Annotated in this window: 15 protein-coding genes and 1 other annotated feature; of the genes, 1 reads left to right on the top strand and 14 read right to left on the bottom strand. The window is 44.6% G+C overall.

Going from position 1 to position 19306, the window contains the following annotated elements; all coding sequences use genetic code 11:
* Window positions 1-185: 185 nt before the first annotated feature.
* The 10 genes from rpoC to rpmG form a co-directional block, all read right to left on the bottom strand.
* Window positions 186-3914 (bottom strand): DNA-directed RNA polymerase subunit beta', encoded by a 3729-nt coding sequence (rpoC, locus tag NXH67_RS06130; protein WP_272796789.1) that lies wholly within the window; start codon window positions 3912-3914, stop codon window positions 186-188.
* Between the two features lie 52 nt (window positions 3915-3966).
* Window positions 3967-7836, bottom strand: coding sequence for a DNA-directed RNA polymerase subunit beta (gene rpoB, locus NXH67_RS06125; protein WP_272796788.1), 3870 nt, complete (start codon window positions 7834-7836; stop codon window positions 3967-3969).
* 415 nt (window positions 7837-8251) lie between these two features.
* Entirely contained in the window at window positions 8252-8626 is a 375-nt protein-coding gene (gene rplL, locus NXH67_RS06120) for a 50S ribosomal protein L7/L12 (protein ID WP_022778064.1), read from the bottom strand.
* A 60-nt stretch (window positions 8627-8686) separates the two neighbouring features.
* Complete coding sequence (gene rplJ / locus NXH67_RS06115; protein WP_022778063.1) at window positions 8687-9262, bottom strand: 50S ribosomal protein L10; 576 nt, start codon at window positions 9260-9262, stop codon at window positions 8687-8689.
* Window positions 9263-9285: 23 nt separating this feature from the next.
* Window positions 9286-9430: a sequence feature (ribosomal protein L10 leader region), on the bottom strand.
* A 42-nt stretch (window positions 9431-9472) separates the two neighbouring features.
* The gene (locus tag NXH67_RS06110) at window positions 9473-10753 is read right to left on the bottom strand and encodes a CapA family protein (RefSeq protein WP_272796787.1); all 1281 of its coding nucleotides are present in this window, start codon (window positions 10751-10753) and stop codon (window positions 9473-9475) included.
* Between the two features lie 98 nt (window positions 10754-10851).
* Window positions 10852-11541, bottom strand: coding sequence for a 50S ribosomal protein L1 (rplA, locus tag NXH67_RS06105; protein WP_022778061.1), 690 nt, complete (start codon window positions 11539-11541; stop codon window positions 10852-10854).
* Window positions 11542-11554: 13 nt separating this feature from the next.
* The gene (gene rplK, locus NXH67_RS06100; RefSeq protein ID WP_022778060.1) at window positions 11555-11980 is read right to left on the bottom strand and encodes a 50S ribosomal protein L11; all 426 of its coding nucleotides are present in this window, start codon (window positions 11978-11980) and stop codon (window positions 11555-11557) included.
* Window positions 11981-12127: 147 nt separating this feature from the next.
* The gene (gene nusG, locus NXH67_RS06095; RefSeq protein ID WP_022778059.1) at window positions 12128-12754 is read right to left on the bottom strand and encodes a transcription termination/antitermination protein NusG; all 627 of its coding nucleotides are present in this window, start codon (window positions 12752-12754) and stop codon (window positions 12128-12130) included.
* 16 nt (window positions 12755-12770) lie between these two features.
* Window positions 12771-13052 (bottom strand): preprotein translocase subunit SecE, encoded by a 282-nt coding sequence (secE, locus tag NXH67_RS18295; RefSeq protein ID WP_022778058.1) that lies wholly within the window; start codon window positions 13050-13052, stop codon window positions 12771-12773.
* A 31-nt stretch (window positions 13053-13083) separates the two neighbouring features.
* Complete coding sequence (gene rpmG, locus NXH67_RS06085) at window positions 13084-13233, bottom strand: 50S ribosomal protein L33 (RefSeq protein WP_013281689.1); 150 nt, start codon at window positions 13231-13233, stop codon at window positions 13084-13086.
* Between the two features lie 417 nt (window positions 13234-13650).
* On the opposite strand from rpmG, the gene fliD reads away from it, so the two are divergent.
* Entirely contained in the window at window positions 13651-14952 is a 1302-nt protein-coding gene (fliD, locus tag NXH67_RS06080; protein ID WP_272796786.1) for a flagellar filament capping protein FliD, read from the top strand.
* Between the two features lie 139 nt (window positions 14953-15091).
* On the opposite strand, the gene glf is transcribed toward fliD, so the two are convergent.
* From glf to NXH67_RS06060, 4 genes are all read right to left on the bottom strand, one after another.
* On the bottom strand, window positions 15092-16258 hold the full coding sequence (gene glf / locus NXH67_RS06075; RefSeq protein WP_272796812.1) for a UDP-galactopyranose mutase: 1167 nt from the start codon (window positions 16256-16258) through the stop codon (window positions 15092-15094).
* 106 nt (window positions 16259-16364) lie between these two features.
* Window positions 16365-16700 (bottom strand): hypothetical protein, encoded by a 336-nt coding sequence (locus tag NXH67_RS06070; RefSeq protein ID WP_022778055.1) that lies wholly within the window; start codon window positions 16698-16700, stop codon window positions 16365-16367.
* Window positions 16701-17040: 340 nt separating this feature from the next.
* Window positions 17041-17769, bottom strand: coding sequence for a zinc ribbon domain-containing protein (locus NXH67_RS06065; protein ID WP_022778054.1), 729 nt, complete (start codon window positions 17767-17769; stop codon window positions 17041-17043).
* Window positions 17766-19304 carry a glycosyltransferase gene (locus tag NXH67_RS06060; protein ID WP_272796785.1) on the bottom strand — a complete coding sequence of 513 codons (1539 nt, stop codon included), beginning with the start codon at window positions 19302-19304 and terminating at the stop codon, window positions 17766-17768. The genes NXH67_RS06065 and NXH67_RS06060 overlap by 4 nt, the downstream gene beginning before the upstream one ends.
* Between the last annotated feature and the right edge of the window lie 2 nt (window positions 19305-19306).

Below are 19306 nucleotides of genomic sequence, written 5' to 3'. Positions count from 1 at the left end.
TAGAAAACTTGAGCATAAAACGCTCATATATGCCCTGTTTCAGAGCATATAGTTATATATGCATACAACAAAGGGGCATAATTTCACCCCTTTGTCGATACACGCAATTATGAATTATAAATACTATCATTTGGGTTGTCAACTAAATTTTTCATTAATATGTACCCAAATCATGCGAAGAATAATTATTCCTCGTCGTCGGTAACAACTACTTCATCATCAACAAGATCGATGTCCTCGTCCTCACTGATGAAATCATCATCGAAGTTTCTTCTCTTCTTGAGAATAAGCTTATCAGGATCCTTGAAGTTAGCGTCGGTATTAAGAGCTGTGTTTCTGTATCTCTTCATACCTGTTCCGGCAGGAATCAGCTTACCGATAATAACGTTTTCCTTAAGACCGATAAGTGGATCAACCTTACCCTTGATAGCTGCATCTGTAAGAACCTTGGTTGTCTCCTGGAAGGAAGCAGCTGAAAGGAATGAGTTGGTAGCAAGGGCTGCCTTGGTGATACCAAGGATTACCTGCTTGCCTTCAGCGGGCTTCTTGCCGTCAGAGATAAGTTCTTCGTTGCTGTCCTCGAAATCAAGAACATCTACAAGAGTTCCGGGAAGGAAATCTGTATCGCCGCTCTCGTCGATTCTTACTTTCTTAAGCATCTGACGAACGATAACTTCGATATGCTTATCGCAGATATCAACACCCTGCAGACGATATACTCTCTGAACCTCTCTAAGGAGATAGTCCTGAACGGCTCTGATTCCCTTGATCTTAAGAAGATCATGAGGGTTAACTGAACCTTCTGTAAGTTCATCACCGGCTTCAATTGTTACGCCGTCCTGAACCTTGATACGTGATCCGTAAGGAATAAGGTATGCCTTAGACTCTCCGGTCTCATCGTTGGTAACGATTACTTCACGTTTCTTCTTTGTATCTCTGATCTCAACCTTTCCATCAAGCTCGGAGATGATGGCAAGTCCCTTAGGCTTTCTTGCCTCGAAAAGCTCCTCTACACGGGGAAGACCCTGTGTGATATCGCCACCGGCAACACCACCGGTATGGAAGGTTCTCATTGTAAGCTGTGTTCCGGGCTCACCGATTGACTGAGCAGCGATGATACCAACTGCCTCGCCGACCTGAACAGCCTCACCTGTTGCCATGTTTGCACCGTAGCACTTAGCGCAGATACCGTTGTGTGAACGGCAGGTAAGTATTGTACGGATCTTAACAGCTTCAACAGGCTGACCCTTTGCGTTAACACCAACTGAAAGGATCTTAGCAGCACGTGAAGGTGTGATCATGTGGTTCTTCTTAACGATCACATTTCCATCTTTATCCTTGATAGTCTCGCAGGAATATCTTCCTGTAATTCTGTCCTTCAAAGGCTCGATTGTTTCCTTGCCGTCCATGAATGCCTTAACGGTCATTCCGGGGATAACTTCCTTGTCTGCACAGCAGTCGATGTCACGGATGATAAGTTCCTGTGATACGTCTACCATTCGACGTGTAAGGTATCCTGAGTCGGCAGTACGAAGAGCTGTATCTGACAGACCCTTACGAGCTCCGTGAGCTGACATGAAGTACTCCAGTACGTCAAGACCTTCACGGAAGTTTGACTTGATAGGAAGCTCGATGGTACGTCCGGTTGTGTCGGCCATAAGTCCACGCATACCGGCCAGCTGCTTGATCTGCTGGTTACTACCACGGGCACCGGAGTCAGCCATCATGTAGATATTGTTGTACTTATCAAGTCCCTTAAGCAGTTCTTCTGTAAGCTGTTTATCTGTCTCCATCCAGGTATCAACAACCGCACGATAACGCTCTTCGTCGGTAATAAGACCACGACGGTAGTTAGCTGCGATTCTATCAACTGTTGCCTGTGCTTCGTCGAGCATTTCCTGCTTCTGCTTAGGCACGGTCATGTCTGCGATAGAAACGGTCATGGCAGCACGTGTTGAGTAGTGATAACCTGTTGATTTGATCATATCCAGAACTTCTGCTGTAGCAAATGTTCCGTGGGTATTTATCATAGCAGTTACGATATTCTTAAGCTGCTTCTTACCAACCATGAAGTCTACCTCAAGCTTGAAGTAGTTCTCAGGGTTGCTTCTGTCTACAAATCCAAGATCCTGAGGGATGATCTCATTAAAGAGGAATCTTCCGAGAGTGGACTCTACGATACCGTTAACAATCTCTCCATCGGGAGTTGTTCTGTCCATTCTGATCTTGATTCTTGTCTGGAGTGTGAGGTAGCCGTTCTCATAAGCAAGAATTGCCTCGTCAACACTCTTGAAGAACTTGCCCTCTCCAAGGGCTCCGGGTCTCTCCTGTGTAAGATAGTAGATACCAAGTACCATATCCTGTGTAGGAACGTTAACCGGACCACCGTCTGAAGGCTTAAGCAGGTTGTTGGGTGCAAGCATAAGGAATCTGCACTCAGCCTGTGCCTCTACTGACAGAGGAAGGTGTACAGCCATCTGGTCACCGTCGAAGTCGGCGTTGAAAGGTGTACATACAAGAGGATGAAGCTTAATAGCTTTACCTTCTACAAGGATGGGCTCAAATGCCTGAATACCAAGTCTGTGAAGTGTGGGAGCACGGTTAAGCATAACAGGATGCTCCTTGATAACATCTTCAAGTACGTCCCATACCTGCTCGTCAAGTCTCTCAACGAGCTTCTTGGCATTCTTGATATTCTGTGAGATTCCTCTGGAAACAAGCTCTTTCATAACAAAAGGCTTGAACAGCTCAATAGCCATTTCCTTAGGAAGGCCGCACTGATAAATCTTAAGTTCAGGTCCTACGACGATAACTGAACGTCCTGAGTAGTCTACACGCTTACCAAGAAGGTTCTGACGGAAACGTCCTGACTTACCCTTGAGCATGTCTGAAAGTGACTTAAGTGCTCTGTTACCGGGTCCTGTTACAGGTCTTCCTCTTCTGCCGTTATCGATAAGGGCATCAACAGCCTCCTGGAGCATTCTCTTCTCATTGCGAACGATGATGTCCGGCGCACCGAGATCGATAAGTCTCTTAAGTCGGTTGTTTCTGTTGATAATTCTTCTGTAAAGATCGTTAAGATCTGATGTAGCAAAACGTCCACCGTCAAGCTGTACCATAGGACGAAGATCCGGAGGAATAACCGGGATGCAATCCATGATCATCCATTCAGGAAGGTTTCCTGACTCTCTGAAGGCTTCTACAACTTCGAGTCTCTTGATGATTCTTGCTCTTTTCTGTCCGCTGGAGGTATCAAGACCTTCTTTTAACTCCTTGTACTCAGCTTCAAGGTCGATATCATGAAGGAGCTCTTTGATAGACTCAGCTCCCATTCCGGCGCGGAATCTTCCGCCCCACTCTTCTCTTGCATCCTGATACTCTTTCTCAGAAAGAACCTGCTTGTACTCAAGGTTGGTCTCTCCGGGATCAAGTACGATGTATGATGCAAAGTAAAGAACCTTCTCAAGTACACGGGGAGAGAGGTCAAGGATAAGACCCATTCTGCTGGGAATTCCCTTGAAGTACCAGATATGTGATACAGGAGCAGCAAGCTCGATGTATCCCATTCTCTCACGACGTACACTTGACTTGGTGATCTCTACGCCGCAACGGTCGCAGACAACACCCTTATATCTAATCTTCTTATACTTACCACAGTGACATTCCCAGTCCTTGGTAGGTCCAAATATCTTCTCGCAGAACAGACCGTCTCTCTCAGGCTTAAGTGTTCTGTAGTTGATTGTCTCAGGCTTAGTAACCTCTCCACTGTGTGGATCATTATCAATTCTGTGAGCCCAGCTTCTGATCTTCTCAGGAGAAGCAAGGCCGATCTTGATGGAGTCAAAAGTCATGGGCTGATAAGTCTGCTGCTGAGTAGATCTTCCGCTTGAAGCTTCATTTATTGCTTTATTCATAGTTGAATCAGACATTCGTAACCTCTTTTCTGTGCGTTAATAGTTACAATAATTACTCTTCATCTGAACCGAAATCGTCTTCAAATGAATCATCTGAACCGAAATCATCAGCTGCTTCTTCATCGGATACAAGCTCGCCGCTCTCGTCGAAGTGCTGCTCTGTATATCCGTTAGCTCCGAATGACTCCTGACTGTAATCACGTCCTGATGTATCACCCTCGATCTCGAAGCGATAATCAGAATCTGTATAATCAACGCTTTCCATAATCTCTACTTCTGTGTTGTCCTCACGAAGCACCTTGATATCAAGACCAAGTGACTGAAGCTCCTTCAAGAGAACCTTGAATGACTCAGGTACACCGGGTTCAGGGATGTTGTCACCCTTGATGATTGCTTCATATGTCTTAACACGTCCTACAACGTCATCAGACTTAACTGTAAGGATTTCCTGAAGTGTATAAGCAGCACCGTAAGCTTCCAGCGCCCAAACTTCCATTTCTCCGAAACGCTGTCCACCGAACTGTGCCTTACCTCCAAGAGGCTGCTGTGTAACCAGTGAGTAAGGGCCGGTTGAACGTGCATGGATCTTATCATCAACCAGATGGTGCAGCTTGAGGTAATGCATGTGACCAATGGTTGTAGGTGAATCAAACTTCTGACCGGTTCTACCGTCGCGAAGCTGAACCTTTCCGTCTGACTTGATCGGAACGCCCTTCCAAAGCTCTCTGTGGTCTCTGTTATCATACAGATACTGCATGATATCGGGATCTACAAGATCCTTATATTTAGCCTCGAACTCATCCCATGTAGAATTTACATAGTCGTTAGCGAGTTCAAGAGTATCCTGAATGTCAATCTCGTTAGCACCGTCGAAAATAGGTGTAGCGATGTTAAATCCAAGTGCCTTTGCTGCAAGAGAAAGGTGAATCTCCAGGACCTGTCCGATATTCATACGGGAAGGTACGCCCAGAGGATTAAGCACGATATCAAGAGGTCTGCCGTTAGGAAGATAAGGCATATCTTCGATAGGAAGTACTCTTGAAACGACACCCTTGTTACCGTGACGGCCGGCCATCTTATCACCTACAGAAATCTTTCTCTTCTGTGCGATGTAGATACGAACAGCCTGGTTAACTCCGGGTGAAAGCTCATCTCCGTTGTCTCTTGTGAATACTTTGGCATCAACAACGATACCATACTCTCCGTGAGGAACCTTAAGAGATGTATCACGAACCTCTCTAGCCTTCTCACCGAAGATTGCTCTAAGGAGTCTCTCCTCAGCAGTAAGCTCGGTCTCACCCTTAGGTGTAACCTTACCTACAAGAATATCACCGGCACGAACCTCTGCACCGATACGGATGATTCCGCGATCGTCAAGGTCCTTAAGGGCATCATCACCAACACCGGGAACGTCACGAGTAATCTCTTCAGGTCCAAGCTTGGTCTCACGAGCCTCTGCCTCGTATTCCTCAATATGAACAGATGTATAAACATCGTCACGTACAAGTCTCTCTGAAAGAAGAACAGCGTCCTCGTAGTTGTAACCTTCCCAGGTCATGAAACCGATAAGAGGGTTCTTACCAAGACCAAGTTCTCCCTGTGATGTTGAAGGACCATCTGCGATAACCTGTCCTGCCTCAACGTGATCACCCTTGAATACGATAGGTCTCTGGTTGTAGCAGTTACTCTGGTTGGATCTCTGGAACTTGATCAGGTGGAATTCTTCCTTCTCTCCATCATCATATGTCATCTGGATGAGCTTACTGTCAACGAAATCGATGGTTCCTGCTTTTCTTGCAACTACGCAGACACCTGAGTCAACAGCAGCTTTTCTCTCCATACCTGTTCCTACTGCAGGAGCTTCTGTTGTAAGAAGCGGCACAGCCTGACGCTGCATGTTTGAACCCATCAGCGCACGGTTAGCATCGTCGTTCTCAAGGAACGGGATAAGTGCTGTAGCAACTGAGAATACCATTCTCGGAGATACGTCCATATATTCAAAAGCTGTCTTAGGATAAGCTGATGTCTCATCCTTGAAACGGCCTGATACAGTCTTCTTCTTGAAGTATCCGTTCTCATCAAGAGGAGTATTAGCCTGAGCTACATGGTAATTATCCTCTTCATCCGCTGTAAGGTACTCAACCTCGTCAGTAACCCTTGGATTCTCAGGATCTGACTGGTCTACCTTACGATAAGGAGCCTCTACGAAGCCATAGTCGTTAACCCTTGCATAACTTGCAAGTGAGTTGATAAGTCCGATGTTAGGACCTTCGGGAGTCTCGATAGGGCACATACGTCCATAGTGAGTATAGTGAACGTCTCGAACCTCGAATCCGGCTCTGTCTCTTGAAAGACCACCGGGACCAAGAGCCGAAAGACGTCTCTTATGAGTAAGCTCACCAAGAGGGTTGTTCTGATCCATGAACTGTGACAGCTGTGAAGATCCGAAGAACTCCTTAACAGCAGCCTGTACAGGCTTGATGTTGATAAGAGCCTGAGGAGAAACCTCCTCTGTATCATGGGTTGTCATTCTCTCACGAACAACTCTCTCAAGTCTTGAAAGACCGATACGATACTGGTTCTGAAGAAGTTCGCCCACGCAACGGATACGTCTGTTTCCTAAGTGGTCGATATCATCATCGTTACCGATACCATACTCAAGATGAATATTGTAGTTGATGGATGCGATGATATCCTCTTTGGTAATGTGCTTAGGAATAAGCTCATGAACACGCTTCTTGATTGTATCAGCAAGTCCCTCAGGATCGTTCTTGGCAGTGTACTCGTCAAGGATCTCCTTAAGAACAGGATAATATACGTTCTCATTGATTCCGAGCTCAGCAGGATCACACTCGATGAAGCTGGTGATATCTACCATCATGTTGGAAAGAACCTTGATGTTTCTCTCCTCACCCTGAATAAGAACATAAGGAATAGCCGCATTCTGAATCTCTGTTGCAAGAGCGCGGTCCACCTTAGTTCCGGCTGATGCGATCATCTCGCCTGTTGTCTCATCAACAACGTCCTCAGCAAGAACATGTCCGTTGATACGGTTCTTGAAATGAAGCTTCTTATTAAATTTATATCTTCCAACCTTGGCAAGGTCATATCTTCTGGGGTCGAAGAACATAGCGTTGATAAGGCTCTCTGCACTCTCAACACTAAGAGGCTCTCCGGGACGGATCTTTCTGTAAAGTTCAAGAAGTCCGCTCTGATAATCGGTAGAAGAATCCTTGGAGAAGCTTCCCTGAATCTTGGGCTCGTCGCCGAAGAGTTCAAGAATCTCCTCATTGGTACCAATGCCGAGTGCTCTGATAAGAACGGTTACGGGAACCTTTCTTGTTCTATCAACTCGGGCATAGAATACATCGTTAGGATCTGTCTCGTACTCAAGCCATGCACCTCTGTTAGGTATAACGGTACATGCCATAAGCTCCTTACCGATCTTATCGTATGTAATATCGTAATAGATACCGGGTGAACGAACCAACTGGCTGACAATAACACGCTCAGCACCGTTGATTACGAAGGTTCCTGTTGCAGTCATGAGAGGAAGATCACCCATGAAAATTTCATGCTCAGTGATCTCGTCCTTCTCCTTATTATGAAGACGAACCTTAACTTTCAAAGGCGCAGCAAATGTAGCATCTCTTTCTTTACATTTCTCAATCGTGTTCTTGTTCTTGTCGATCTCATCTTCGCAAAGCTTGAAATCAACGAAGTCCAGACTGAGTTTGCCGCTGTAGTCCTCAATTGGAGAAATATCGTCGAAGACTTCTTTTAAGCCTTCGTCAAGAAACCACTGATAAGAGTTCTTCTGAACTTCAATCAGGTTCGGCATCTCCAGGACTTCCTTCTGGCGCTGGAAACTCATTCGAATGTTTTTACCAGAGCCGGTAGGATGTAATCTGTTTTTTTCCATTGACATTCACCCCGTTCTTAATATTTTGTATTCTACTGCAAGGTCCGCAAAACAAGTAAAAAGCGGCAACTGCAGTGAAGAATCGTTGGTAATTTTGGGTATGCGCAAAAAAGGGCGCAAAAGAACCCACTACACCACAATAGTGCACCCTATATCCTATCATCAAATTTTTGGTATGTCAAGAAGTTTTTTGGATTTTTTATATAAAGACAATCGACTCGGAATTGCAAGCAATTGTGATGCCCACTACATGTAATTGATATACGAATTGCTTCGCAAAAAGCGCTCTCGCAATTCTACATATATTCGGAATCCGTGCTATTGCACTACTTCCTCATATATGTTACGGCCAAAAATAAAAGGCCTATCACATGCAAGCATGCGATAAGCCTTTTTCTTTTGACACGTATATCAATTACTTAAGAGTAACCTTAGCGCCCTCAGCCTCAACCTTAGCCTTGATGTCATCAGCCTCAGCCTTAGAAGCGTTCTCCTTGATCATCTTAGGAGCGTTGTCTACGAGATCCTTTGCTTCCTTAAGTCCAAGACCTGTGATCTCACGAACAACCTTGATAACCTTAACCTTGTTAGGGCCAACCTCTGTGAGCTCTACGTTGAACTCAGTCTTCTCCTCGCCAGCTGCTGCTGCGCCGGGAGCTGCTGCTACTACAACGCCTGCTGCTGCAGATACGCCGAACTCTTCCTCACAAGCCTTTACAAGATCATTTAACTCGAGCACTGTAAGCTCTTTGATAGCATCGATAAATTCTGCTGTTGTTAACTTTGCCATTATAATATACCTCCATTTAGTATAATTGAATTTGTTTTTAATAGATAATCAGTAAATAAATTACTCAGCTGCAGGTGCTTCTGCAGGAGCCTCTTCTGTAGCAGGTGCCTCTGCTGTCTCAGCAGGTGCTTCCTCTGCGGCAGGAGCTGCCTCGCCATCCTTCTCTGCGATCTGATTAAGAACACGAGCGAAGTTGGTGATAGGTGACTGCATAGAACCAAGCAATCTGGAAAGAAGAACTTCCTTTGAAGGGATTGTAGCGATCTCAGTCATAGCGTCTGCGTCATAGAACTTACCTTCTATAACACCACCCTTAATCTCGAGAGCCTTAGCCTTCTTTGCAAACTCATAAAGAACACGTGCAGGTGCAGCGGGATCTGTTGTAGAAACAGCCATTGCACTGGGTCCGTTGAGGAGATCTTTCATCTGCTCGAAATCTGTTCCCTGGAATGCGAAGTTCATCATCGTATTCTTGTAAACCTTATATGATACGCCTTCTTCACGAAGTTTCTTACGAAGCTCAGTGTCCTGTGCTACTGTAAGTCCGCGGTGATCTACAAGTACGACTGCCTGTGCGTCTTTAATCTTCTCAGAAATCTCTTCTACTACAGGCTTCTTCAATTCAACCTTTGCCATCTTTTTACCTCCTTATAGAATTTACCGCCGAAAAAAAACCTCACGAAGACATCGTGAGGCAAAAAGTCTGAATTAAACTTTTCCTCGGCAGGCGACTGTGTTACTCAGATGTCATTATGTTCATCAGTGATGAACACCTGCTGTCTTCGGCTTGTTGTCATATAGTTTATTCGACAACATCTGATAATTTATCATATTATCTCTTAAGTGTCAAGAGGTAATATACCCATTTCCGTCAATTTTTATTCCGGGTGACATTTGATTCATTTCATTAATTATCCGCATGTACTCAGATCCGGTCGCTTCATTGACGCGGCAGTCACTCTGAATCGCAGGCACAAAACGAATATTAACAGCGCCATCCTTATGTATCGTAGTAAGTATAAGACAGGTATCCTGAGTCTTGGAATTAAAGATATAATTTCCCAAACTGTAAAACACAGGAACTCCGTCAATAAATTCTATCTTCTGCAAAACATGGGGATGTGCACCGACTATCATATTGGCTCCGGCTTCAACTATCTCTCTTGCCTGCCTGGTCTGATACTGATCTATCTCGGTGGTACTCTCTGTTCCCCAGTGAATAAATACTATGACAAAAGCGCCTTTTTCTCTGGCTTCGCTTACTTTCTCAAGAAGAAGTGTATCGTCCATGCATCTGAATACACCGGGTGAAGTATCCGTGGCGCCTCTCGTATCAGGATTGGATATTCTCTCAATCTGTGTCGCGCAGATAAATGCAAGCTTCATGCCGTTATCTGTTATATAGTAGACAGGGTGGGATGCCTCTTCCAGATTGGCTCCGGCACCGACATATTCCACTCCCGCATTTTTGATCGTAGTAAGTGAATCCAGAAAAGCTGTCTCTCCATAATCAAAACAGTGGTTATTGGCAAAGCCGACAATGTCAACTCCCATCTCACCGAGAATAGATGCTGTCTCAGGTCTGGCACGAAAGGTATACGCCTTTCCCTCCTTGGGTTCTCCTCTGTCGGAATATGGGAATTCGTTATTAACCATCATTATATCGACACCCTTCATCTGTTCAAGAAGGCTGTCTCCTATTACCCCGTAGGGAGAATTCCCCCGGAGTTTGAAGGAATTGCCTGCGGCATAATTATCATCAAAAAGAATATCTCCCGCAAACCCAAGTGTTACTGCATCATCAGAGGCTGTACCTATAATATGTGTATAATCCTCATCTCCCTCGGAAATTGTTATTCCGCTTCTGGTCTGACTCTCGTCCACTACGATATTCTCAGCCACAGTAGCTTCAGGTATCAGTTCCCAATTTGCAAAAAGAGGCTTTTCCTCTTTAACTTTACCGGTCTTGATATTACTGAGTGCAATAATAGAAGGTATTCCCACAACCAGGATTGTGCTTAAGGTAAGCACAAATGCTATGACAGCAGGATTCCGGCGACGGATTCTTTCTTCATAATCGTCTCTATTGTTTTTTCTGTAATCATCCAGATAATCTCGTTTCCCCATAGGGTACATTTTATCAATCGAGTAGGGGACGGTCAAGTCAACCGCACATAAAGAAAAGCGAGCCGCAAAAGCGACTCGCTTTGAAAGTTTAATGCAAATTAATACTTGTTTGAAACAACCTTTACGCCAGGGCCCATTGTTGTTGCAAGAGTAATGCTCTTGAGGTACTGCCCCTTAACTGATGAAGGTCTAGCCTTTGTAATAGCATCCATAAGAGCGTTGAAGTTCTGCTCAAGCTGCTCCTCTGAGAATGATGCCTTGCCAACAGGAACGTGGATGATGTTAGCCTTGTCAAGTCTGTACTCAATCTTACCAGCCTTGATATCGTTAATAGCCTTTGTAACATCCATAGTAACTGTGCCGGCCTTAGGGTTAGGCATAAGTCCCTTAGGACCAAGTACCTTACCAAGACGTCCAACAACACCCATCATATCAGGTGTAGCTACTACTACGTCAAAGTCAAGCCATCCCTCGTTCTGGATCTTAGGAATAAGCTCCTCGCCACCAACGTGGTCAGCTCCGGCTGCCTGAGCCTCATCAAGCTTTGTTCCCTTAGCGAAAACAAGAACCTTAACGGTCTTACCTGTTCCGTTAGGAAGAACAACAGCGCCTCTGATCTGCTGATCAGCGTGACGTCCGTCACAACCGGTTCTAATATGAACTTCTACAGTCTCATCAAATTTTGCAGTAGCTGACTTCTTAACAAGAGCTATTGCATCTGCGGCTTCATACTGCTGAGTCTTATCGATAAGCTTAGCAGCTTCTAAGTATTTCTTTCCGTGTTTCATCTCTCATCCTCCGTCAGTCTTCTACTACGATTCCCATGCTGCGTGCTGTACCAGCGATCATGCTCATAGCACCCTCGATGTCAACAGCGTTAAGGTCAGGCATCTTTGTCTCTGCAATCTTTCTGATATCTTCCTTAGAAACGGTTGCAACCTTAGTCTTGTTAGGTACGCCTGATCCCTTCTGGATCTTAGCTGCCTTCTTAAGAAGAACTGCTGCAGGTGGAGTCTTTGTGATGAATGTGAAACTTCTGTCTGCATAAACTGTGATAACAACAGGGATGATGAGATCACCCTTATCTGCTGTCTGAGCGTTGAACTGCTTAGTGAATTCAACGATGTTTACACCGTGCTGACCAAGTGCGGGTCCAACCGGTGGTGCTGGTGTTGCTTTACCAGCCTGGATCTGTAACTTAATGTATCCTTCGACTTTCTTTGCCATTATGGCACCTCCTGAAAATATGTGGTCGGCGCAATACCATCACCAGCCATAATGTGGCCGGCTGGTTTGCTCCCACTCAGCGGTTACGTGCAGCCTAAGCTGCTATATATTCACGCACTCTCGTGCAGGAATATCAAAACTTATTATTTATGAATCAATCTTTCTAACTTCAGCGAAGCTGATCTCAACCGGTGTCTCTCTGCCGAACAGATCAACATTGATGGTAGCTGTCTGCTTACCAAAGTCCATTCTCTGAACAACACCTGCTGTATCCTTCCAAACTCCGGCGATAACAGCGATCTCGTCGCCCACACCAAAGTTAACGGAAACAGTGTCAGTCTTGATGCCAAGAGGCTTGATCTCAGCATCTGTCAGCGGAACGGGCTTGCTTCCGGGTCCTACGAAGCCGGTAACGCCACGAGTATTGCGGACAACATACCAGGTTTCATCATTCATGTCCATGTTAACAAGGACATAACCGGGAAACATCTTTCTCTGTACCTTCTTATGAGCGCCGTTCTTAACCTCAACAACATCCTGAAGAGGAATACGAACTTCAAGGATCTGATTCTCGAGATGTCTGTTTTCAATTGTCTTCTCAAGATTGTCCTTAACCTTATTCTCATAACCGGAATATGTATGAACAACGTACCAATGAGCATTCTCATTAGCGCTGGCGCCGGCATTCTCGGTATCAGCTACATTCTCTGCAGAAGTGTCTGCATCTGATAAGTTCTCATCAGATACCAGATCTTTTTCCATTTCTTCTGACATATTATCTCCTTTTAAATTAGAATAGGGATGTGATGAAATTCATTCCATATTCAAACGCTATGTCCAGTACAGCAATCAAGGCGCAGCAAATAATAGACACAACAACAACTGCTGTTGTCTGCTTAACAATGTCATCCCTTGTTGGCCATATGATCTTCCCAAACTCTGCCTTAACGCCGGTAAAGAAATCACCGATCTTGGAAAATACAGTGTCATTACCTTTCTTGCCTGACTTCTTGGCAGAAGTTTCTTTCTTAGAAGTTGCGGAACTGTTATCTACTACCTTGGTTTCTTCCATACCCGTAGCCTCCCTCCTCTTTTAAGGATGATTATTTTGTTTCCTTATGTAATGTATGCTTCTTGCAGAAAGGGCAATACTTCTTCATCTCAACACGATCGGGATGTGTCTTCTTATCCTTAGTTGTGTCATAGTTACGGTTCTTGCAATCTGTGCATGCCAGTGTAATTCTTGTACGCATTATTTCTCACCTCCGCGCGTTTTCTACAGTTTATACATTTCGCGCCACATTTCAATTATTTTTTTGCATAAAAAAAAGACCTAAATTTCATGTCGCTTGTCTACTATAACACAGCGGAGCGAGCTCGTCAATTCTTTTTTTCAATTATTATATTTTTATAAAGCGTAACACTATAGCAAAACACATTTTGTATTACCCACATTAATTATATACCATATATTGGAAAAAATACATCATATCTTAATAATATAATGAAAGAACGCCATTTTTATATGATAATACCGCTTGACATTTGACCAAAAACTGTTAATATGAAAGTAACTAAACGTGGCTACTAATGCCCTCGTGCGACTGATGCCAATGGAATGGCAGAAGATCCAACTCGCATGTTATCAAGGAAGAAAGGAGGGGCATATTATGGCAGGCATTTCTCTAAATGGCGCTTATAACCATTTCATACAGGATTACGTATCCAAGGATGTTACACAGGCAGACGCACATCGTAAGGATGAGCTGCGTGATGTATACAAATCAATAGCAAGACTCAACAAGAAGTCCCCTCTATATCTTTTAACGGATGACGATAAGTCTCGCAACGAGGCTATAGATATAAAAGAGCGAGCAAGACAGCTCCAGGGAAGCATTATCGGTTTGAACAACCAGACCGGCAAGTCTTCTCTTAATCACTCGTCTGCATATACCAGCGACGAAGATAAAGTTCTTGCTTCTTATATAGGTAAGACTCCCGAAGAGGATGTCGGAAATATCGGCTTCGACATCAACGTCACGCAACTGGCCACACCTCAGACCAATACAGGAAGATATCTTCCCAAGGATTCAACGGGACTTCCCGCCGGCAACTACGCTTTTGACGTAAGGATCGGCCAACAGGATTTCGAGTTCCAGTTCAGCATCTACAACGGTGACAGGAACATAGATATTCAGGACAAGCTTGAAAAACTCATTAACAAAGCCGGCATAGGACTCAGCGCCAATATTATAGAAGAAGGCGGACGTTCAGCACTGCAGATCTCTTCCACCAAGACAGGTCTTCGCTCCGGCGAAACGAGCCAGTTCGAGATCTTTGAGAATAACCCGGATCTCCAAAAAGGAGCCGTTTCCTACCTGGGACTTGATCAGGTATCCGCTCCCGCCACCAACGCACACTTTTCACTTAACGGAGAGGAAAAGATTTCCATCTCCAACAAGTTTACCGTCGGCGGCAAATTCGAACTCCAGCTCAAGGACACCACCGAATTCGGAAGTACTATTCACGTAGGTGTGCAGAACGATAATGAAGCTCTCAAGAAACACATACATTCCCTTGTGGATAATTACAATGATTTCGTAAAAGAGGCTTCAGGAGCCCATGTAGAGAAATTCAAGAGTGACAAACTCAAATCCGACACCGTAGGGCTTGCGATCCAGCACATGTCGGGCATAGAAGATATCGGTATCAAGCTTGAATCCGACGGAACACTTTCTATAGATGACGAGCTTCTGTCCCAGGCCATATCGGGACCCGGAAGCAAGGAAGCACTGGCACCCATCAATAATTTCTCGGATGCCCTTATAGAGAAGACCAAAGAGATATCCATAGATCCCATGAAATATGTGGACAGACCTGTTGTCAACTATCGCAACCCCGACAGCAGAGATACTTCTTCACCGTACATTACCAGCGAGTATTCCGGAATGATGTTCAACAACTACTGTTAAAGAAGTTTTTTCTACGTCATTTCGGCTTCGGTCACTTTGCTGCAGCATCGTGACTTGAAATAATATATGCCGCTACGCGGCAAAAGAACCGGCGCATGCCAAATTGCGCCGGTTCTTTTCGTTCTCTTCTATTAAACAATTATTTCTCTGCTGCGACCATATCAAGTGCAGCTCTTATCACCTGATCCATATTGTAGTACTTGTACTGTCCAAGTCTTCCTCCGAACAGGACATTACCAAACTCCTCGGCCAGCTCTTTGTACTTGGCATAGAGTTCATTATTTTTATCATCGTTCATTGGATAGTAAGGCTCATCACCATGCTTCCACTCAGCAGGGTATTCCCTTGTGATTATGGTTCCCTTGCCCTGTCCATACTCAAAATGCTTGTGCTCGATAATTCTTGTGTAGGGAACTTCTCTTTCTGTATAATTCACAACCGCATTACCCTGATAGTTGTCCACATCCTCAAGGTCCTCAGTCTCAAATCTCAAGGATCTGTATTCCAGTGTTCCCAGCTTGTAGCCAAAGAACTCATCTATCATTCCGGTGAAAAGAATCTTGCCGAAGCTGTCACCTGCCACAGATTCAAAAGGTTCTGCAGGGACATTTCCTTCCATCTTAACGAAATCATAGTAATCGACACCGGTCTTAACTGTAATTCCGTCAAGCATCTTATTAACCATCCCTGTATAGCCACCCATGGGAATTCCCTGATATCTGTCGTTGAAATAGTTATTGTCGTAGATAAATCTCATGGGAAGACGTCTTATGATAAAAGCAGGAAGCTGCTTGCAATCTCTGCCCCACTGCTTCTCGGTATATCCTTTTACCAGTTTCTCGTATATATCCCTTCCTGCGAGACTAAGAGCCTGTTCCTCAAGGTTCTCAGCCTCAAAGGCTTCAGTTCCCTTTTCCTTACGGATTCTGTCCTTCTCAGCTTCTGCCTGCTTCTCGATAATTGCCCTGGCCTGCGCGGGAGTCTTGATGCCCCACATCTTGCTGAAGGTGTTCATGTTAAAAGGAAGGTTGTACAATTCATCCTTGTATACAGCCACAGGTGAATTGATGTAGTTGTTAAACTCAGCGAATCTGCAGGCATACTCCCAGACCTCCTTGTCGGAAGTGTGAAAAATATGTGCTCCGTACTTATGGACATTGATGCCCATGCGGCTTTCTGTGTAAATATTGCCGGCTATGTGATCTCTCTTATCTATCACAAGAACCTTTTTTCCAAGATCCGTCATTTCTCTTGCAAAAACAGCACCGAAGAGTCCTGCCCCAACTATCAGATAATCATAGTGCATATCAGTATTTCCTTTCCAATACATATAAAATAATGCAAAAAAAATCTTTGCGGTTGCTATTATAACAAATCCGCAAAGATTTTAATACTTTTATGTTGACCGGTTATCAGTCTGCCTGATACTTGTCAAGCTGAGAGAAGTCTCCCATCATGTCAAGGATCTTCTTGCGTCCGGCTTTGTTAAGCTTAACATACTGCTGCATAACACGATTCTCAACGATCTTCTTGCCAAGGTCTGTGCCCTGCTCAAGTGTTGAAAAATCAACCGGATTCAGATTTAAACGATCGCACATTTTAATAACTGTTCCGTAAGCCATTCCCTCGATCCCCCTATCTAAAGCTGTTACAAGTGTGCTGTATGGAATAGACATATCTATTGCAAACTGTCTGACACTCTTATACTGCTGTAAGATTTCCTTCTTTAAAATCTCTGCTTTTGTCATGACTCTTTCCTCCTACGTACTTCAAAATCTTGTGAAATCTTTCTTTTTGCATTGAATAGTCTACCACATAGACGGTTTTTCGTCATTCACTTTTTAGGGGAATTTTCAACTAAAATTTTATCAAGATTAACAAGTGATTTTTGGCATTTTAACGAAAGTGCGTTTGTGCACAAGAATTTGCGAAAGTGTTCACACTTTTTTCACAATTCATTGTTAAAATAAAAGACTTTTTAACGTTAATACCGATATATCGTGAATTAATTTACTTCGAAAATTCTCGTACTAATTAACGAAAAAACAAACAGTACCGCAGTACTGTTTGTTATATGGCGTAAAGCCGCTATTCATCGGCATTTATAGCTTCCAGATGATTGGTCAAATATGCCATAACCTCATTGTAGCTATCTTTCGGAATACTATAAACTTTATGTATTTTTCCCGCACATTCAAAGTCTATAGAGCCCATTTTTCTGCTGATTTTCAGCACATTCTTGTACTCGGTTATATCAACCTTGAAGTCCGCTTCGCATTTAAACTCGCAGCGCTCCGCAAAAAGGCTTAAAGTCCCTTCCTTGAACCCGCTGCTGGCCTTGATCTCGTAGTCCGGACCATCCTTGTCGATATTCGAAATTTCCCACTTTTTATTGTCTGAGGTAAGCACCGGCTCACTGATAAAGATGTCCTCAAATTCAGCCTGATTGTCTGGGTCCGTCATATCGTCAATGCCGCTTACGCTGGTCTCAATAAGACTTGTAAGGGAATTGTAGTTGACCTTGATAACATAGTTACTAAGGAGCTGGATCTGAATCAGTTTGGTCCTAATCTTATGTCTGAACTTAAGCGTGTGGTAACCGGCCTTGGCGGAAAAACAGATAACCTCGCCGGGCCTTACTTCATAGAGCTTCTCATCATCCACAAACACCTTCATCACGCTCTTATCATCATCTCTGTGGCCCTGACAGCTGATCTTGATAAGGAACTCTTTGCTGTCCTCGAAGACTTTTTTACCGCAAAAAGGGCAAAAGTTCATATTTGTTTTTAGAATACCACCGCAATTGGGACATTTCATAAAAGCTTCACCCCTTCTTCGTTAATATATATTCCACCGCTCACAATAAACTGCTGCACTCTTGTAAGACAGACCCTTTCCTTGGAGGCAATGACCACGTCAAAAGATCTGTCTTTCCAGGGAAGTTCACAGAGATTGGGATCTCCCCAGGTCACCTCATCGGCCATATGCCCCGCGATCGCCGCCGCAAAAGAATTAAGGCACACACCTGCAACAAAGGAATCCGGCAGGATCTGTTTAATTCTCGAGGCCGTGGCTCCAAGGCCGCACTCAAGATCAAGTATTCTCAAGGGCCTTTTTTTATCAAAATAGTAATCCGTAACAGGAGGAATTACCTCCTCCCAGTAGCTGACATAGCTCCAGGCATCAAAGCCCCATTTCTCCCGGAACCTCTCCCTGTTAACCTCCATGGCATCGCTGTGCCCCGCAAAGCCACCGCCGCCGTTATGGTACACGAAGGCATTTGTGCAAAGATACTGATCAAAGCCTGCCAGCGCTAAACGTATGCCCAGATCATCGTCCTCGAAATATCCGGGATAGAATCTTTCGTCAAAGACCTTGTTATCGGGACAGGCCGCCCTGATGGCATCCCCGGAAACAAGGACTGCAAAGCCTATCAGCTTGTATCTCCTGACCAGCGAATTAACGGCCAGCCGTACATTGGACATTGCTGTCCTCTCAAAAATATCAAGACTCCTGCCAAGTTCAAGGCTCTTATGCCAGTTATCTTCAAGCGCGGTGCCTGCTGCCTTCTCGAAAAAGGAAGGCCCCATGTCCTGTCCCTGAGCTGAGTTGGAAACAGCCCCTACGGCGCCCACGTTTCTGTCCTCATACAAGCCCATCCGCAGCCAGAAGATGGCATTAGGAGTCACCACAGCATCATTGTTCAAAAAGAATATATCGTTGCCTTCCTCTGCCATGGAAGCCCCGAAATTACAGCCGGCGGCAAAGCCCAGGTTTTTGTCCAGAAGAGCCAGCTTGAAATGTCCGCTGCTTTCCTCTTCTTTGCCGCGAAGGTACTCATAAACGCCCTCTTCCTGAGATGCGTTGTCCACAACCACTATCTCATAGCTTCCCTCGGGCTGGTACCTTTCTATTGCAGATATGCATTCCTTCATGATCTCAAGATCGTTATAGGAAAGCACCATAATACTCACATTTCTGACTCTCAGCGCCGTATCGGCCTCTACATCCTTAAGCTGCGCAAGAATCACCTGCCTGTCTTCCTCGTTATCGCAGTAATGAGCCGCCATCTCAAAACACAGATAGGCTTTGTTAATATTTATGTTGCGATAATAGACTCCAAGCATGTAAAAGAGCTCATAGTTTCTTCCATTATGATTAAACCCCTTTTCAATGGCGCCAAGCTCCGCATTGCCGTCGCCAAGCTGTTCCCAGATACTGGCTTCAAGCACACACAAAGATGCTGCATCCACAGGGGTCAGATCTTCAATATGCACATATTCTTCCTGCAGCTCATACAGGGCCTCCTCCATGTCGCCCCCGGCTATCAGATCCTTAAGCTTATCGAACATCT

The sequence above is a fragment of the Butyrivibrio sp. DSM 10294 genome, assembly GCF_028539135.1.
Classification (GTDB): Bacteria; Bacillota; Clostridia; order Lachnospirales; family Lachnospiraceae; genus Butyrivibrio.
The sequence above is the reverse complement of the archived record's forward strand: the minus strand, read 5'-3'. Positions and strand labels throughout refer to the sequence as shown.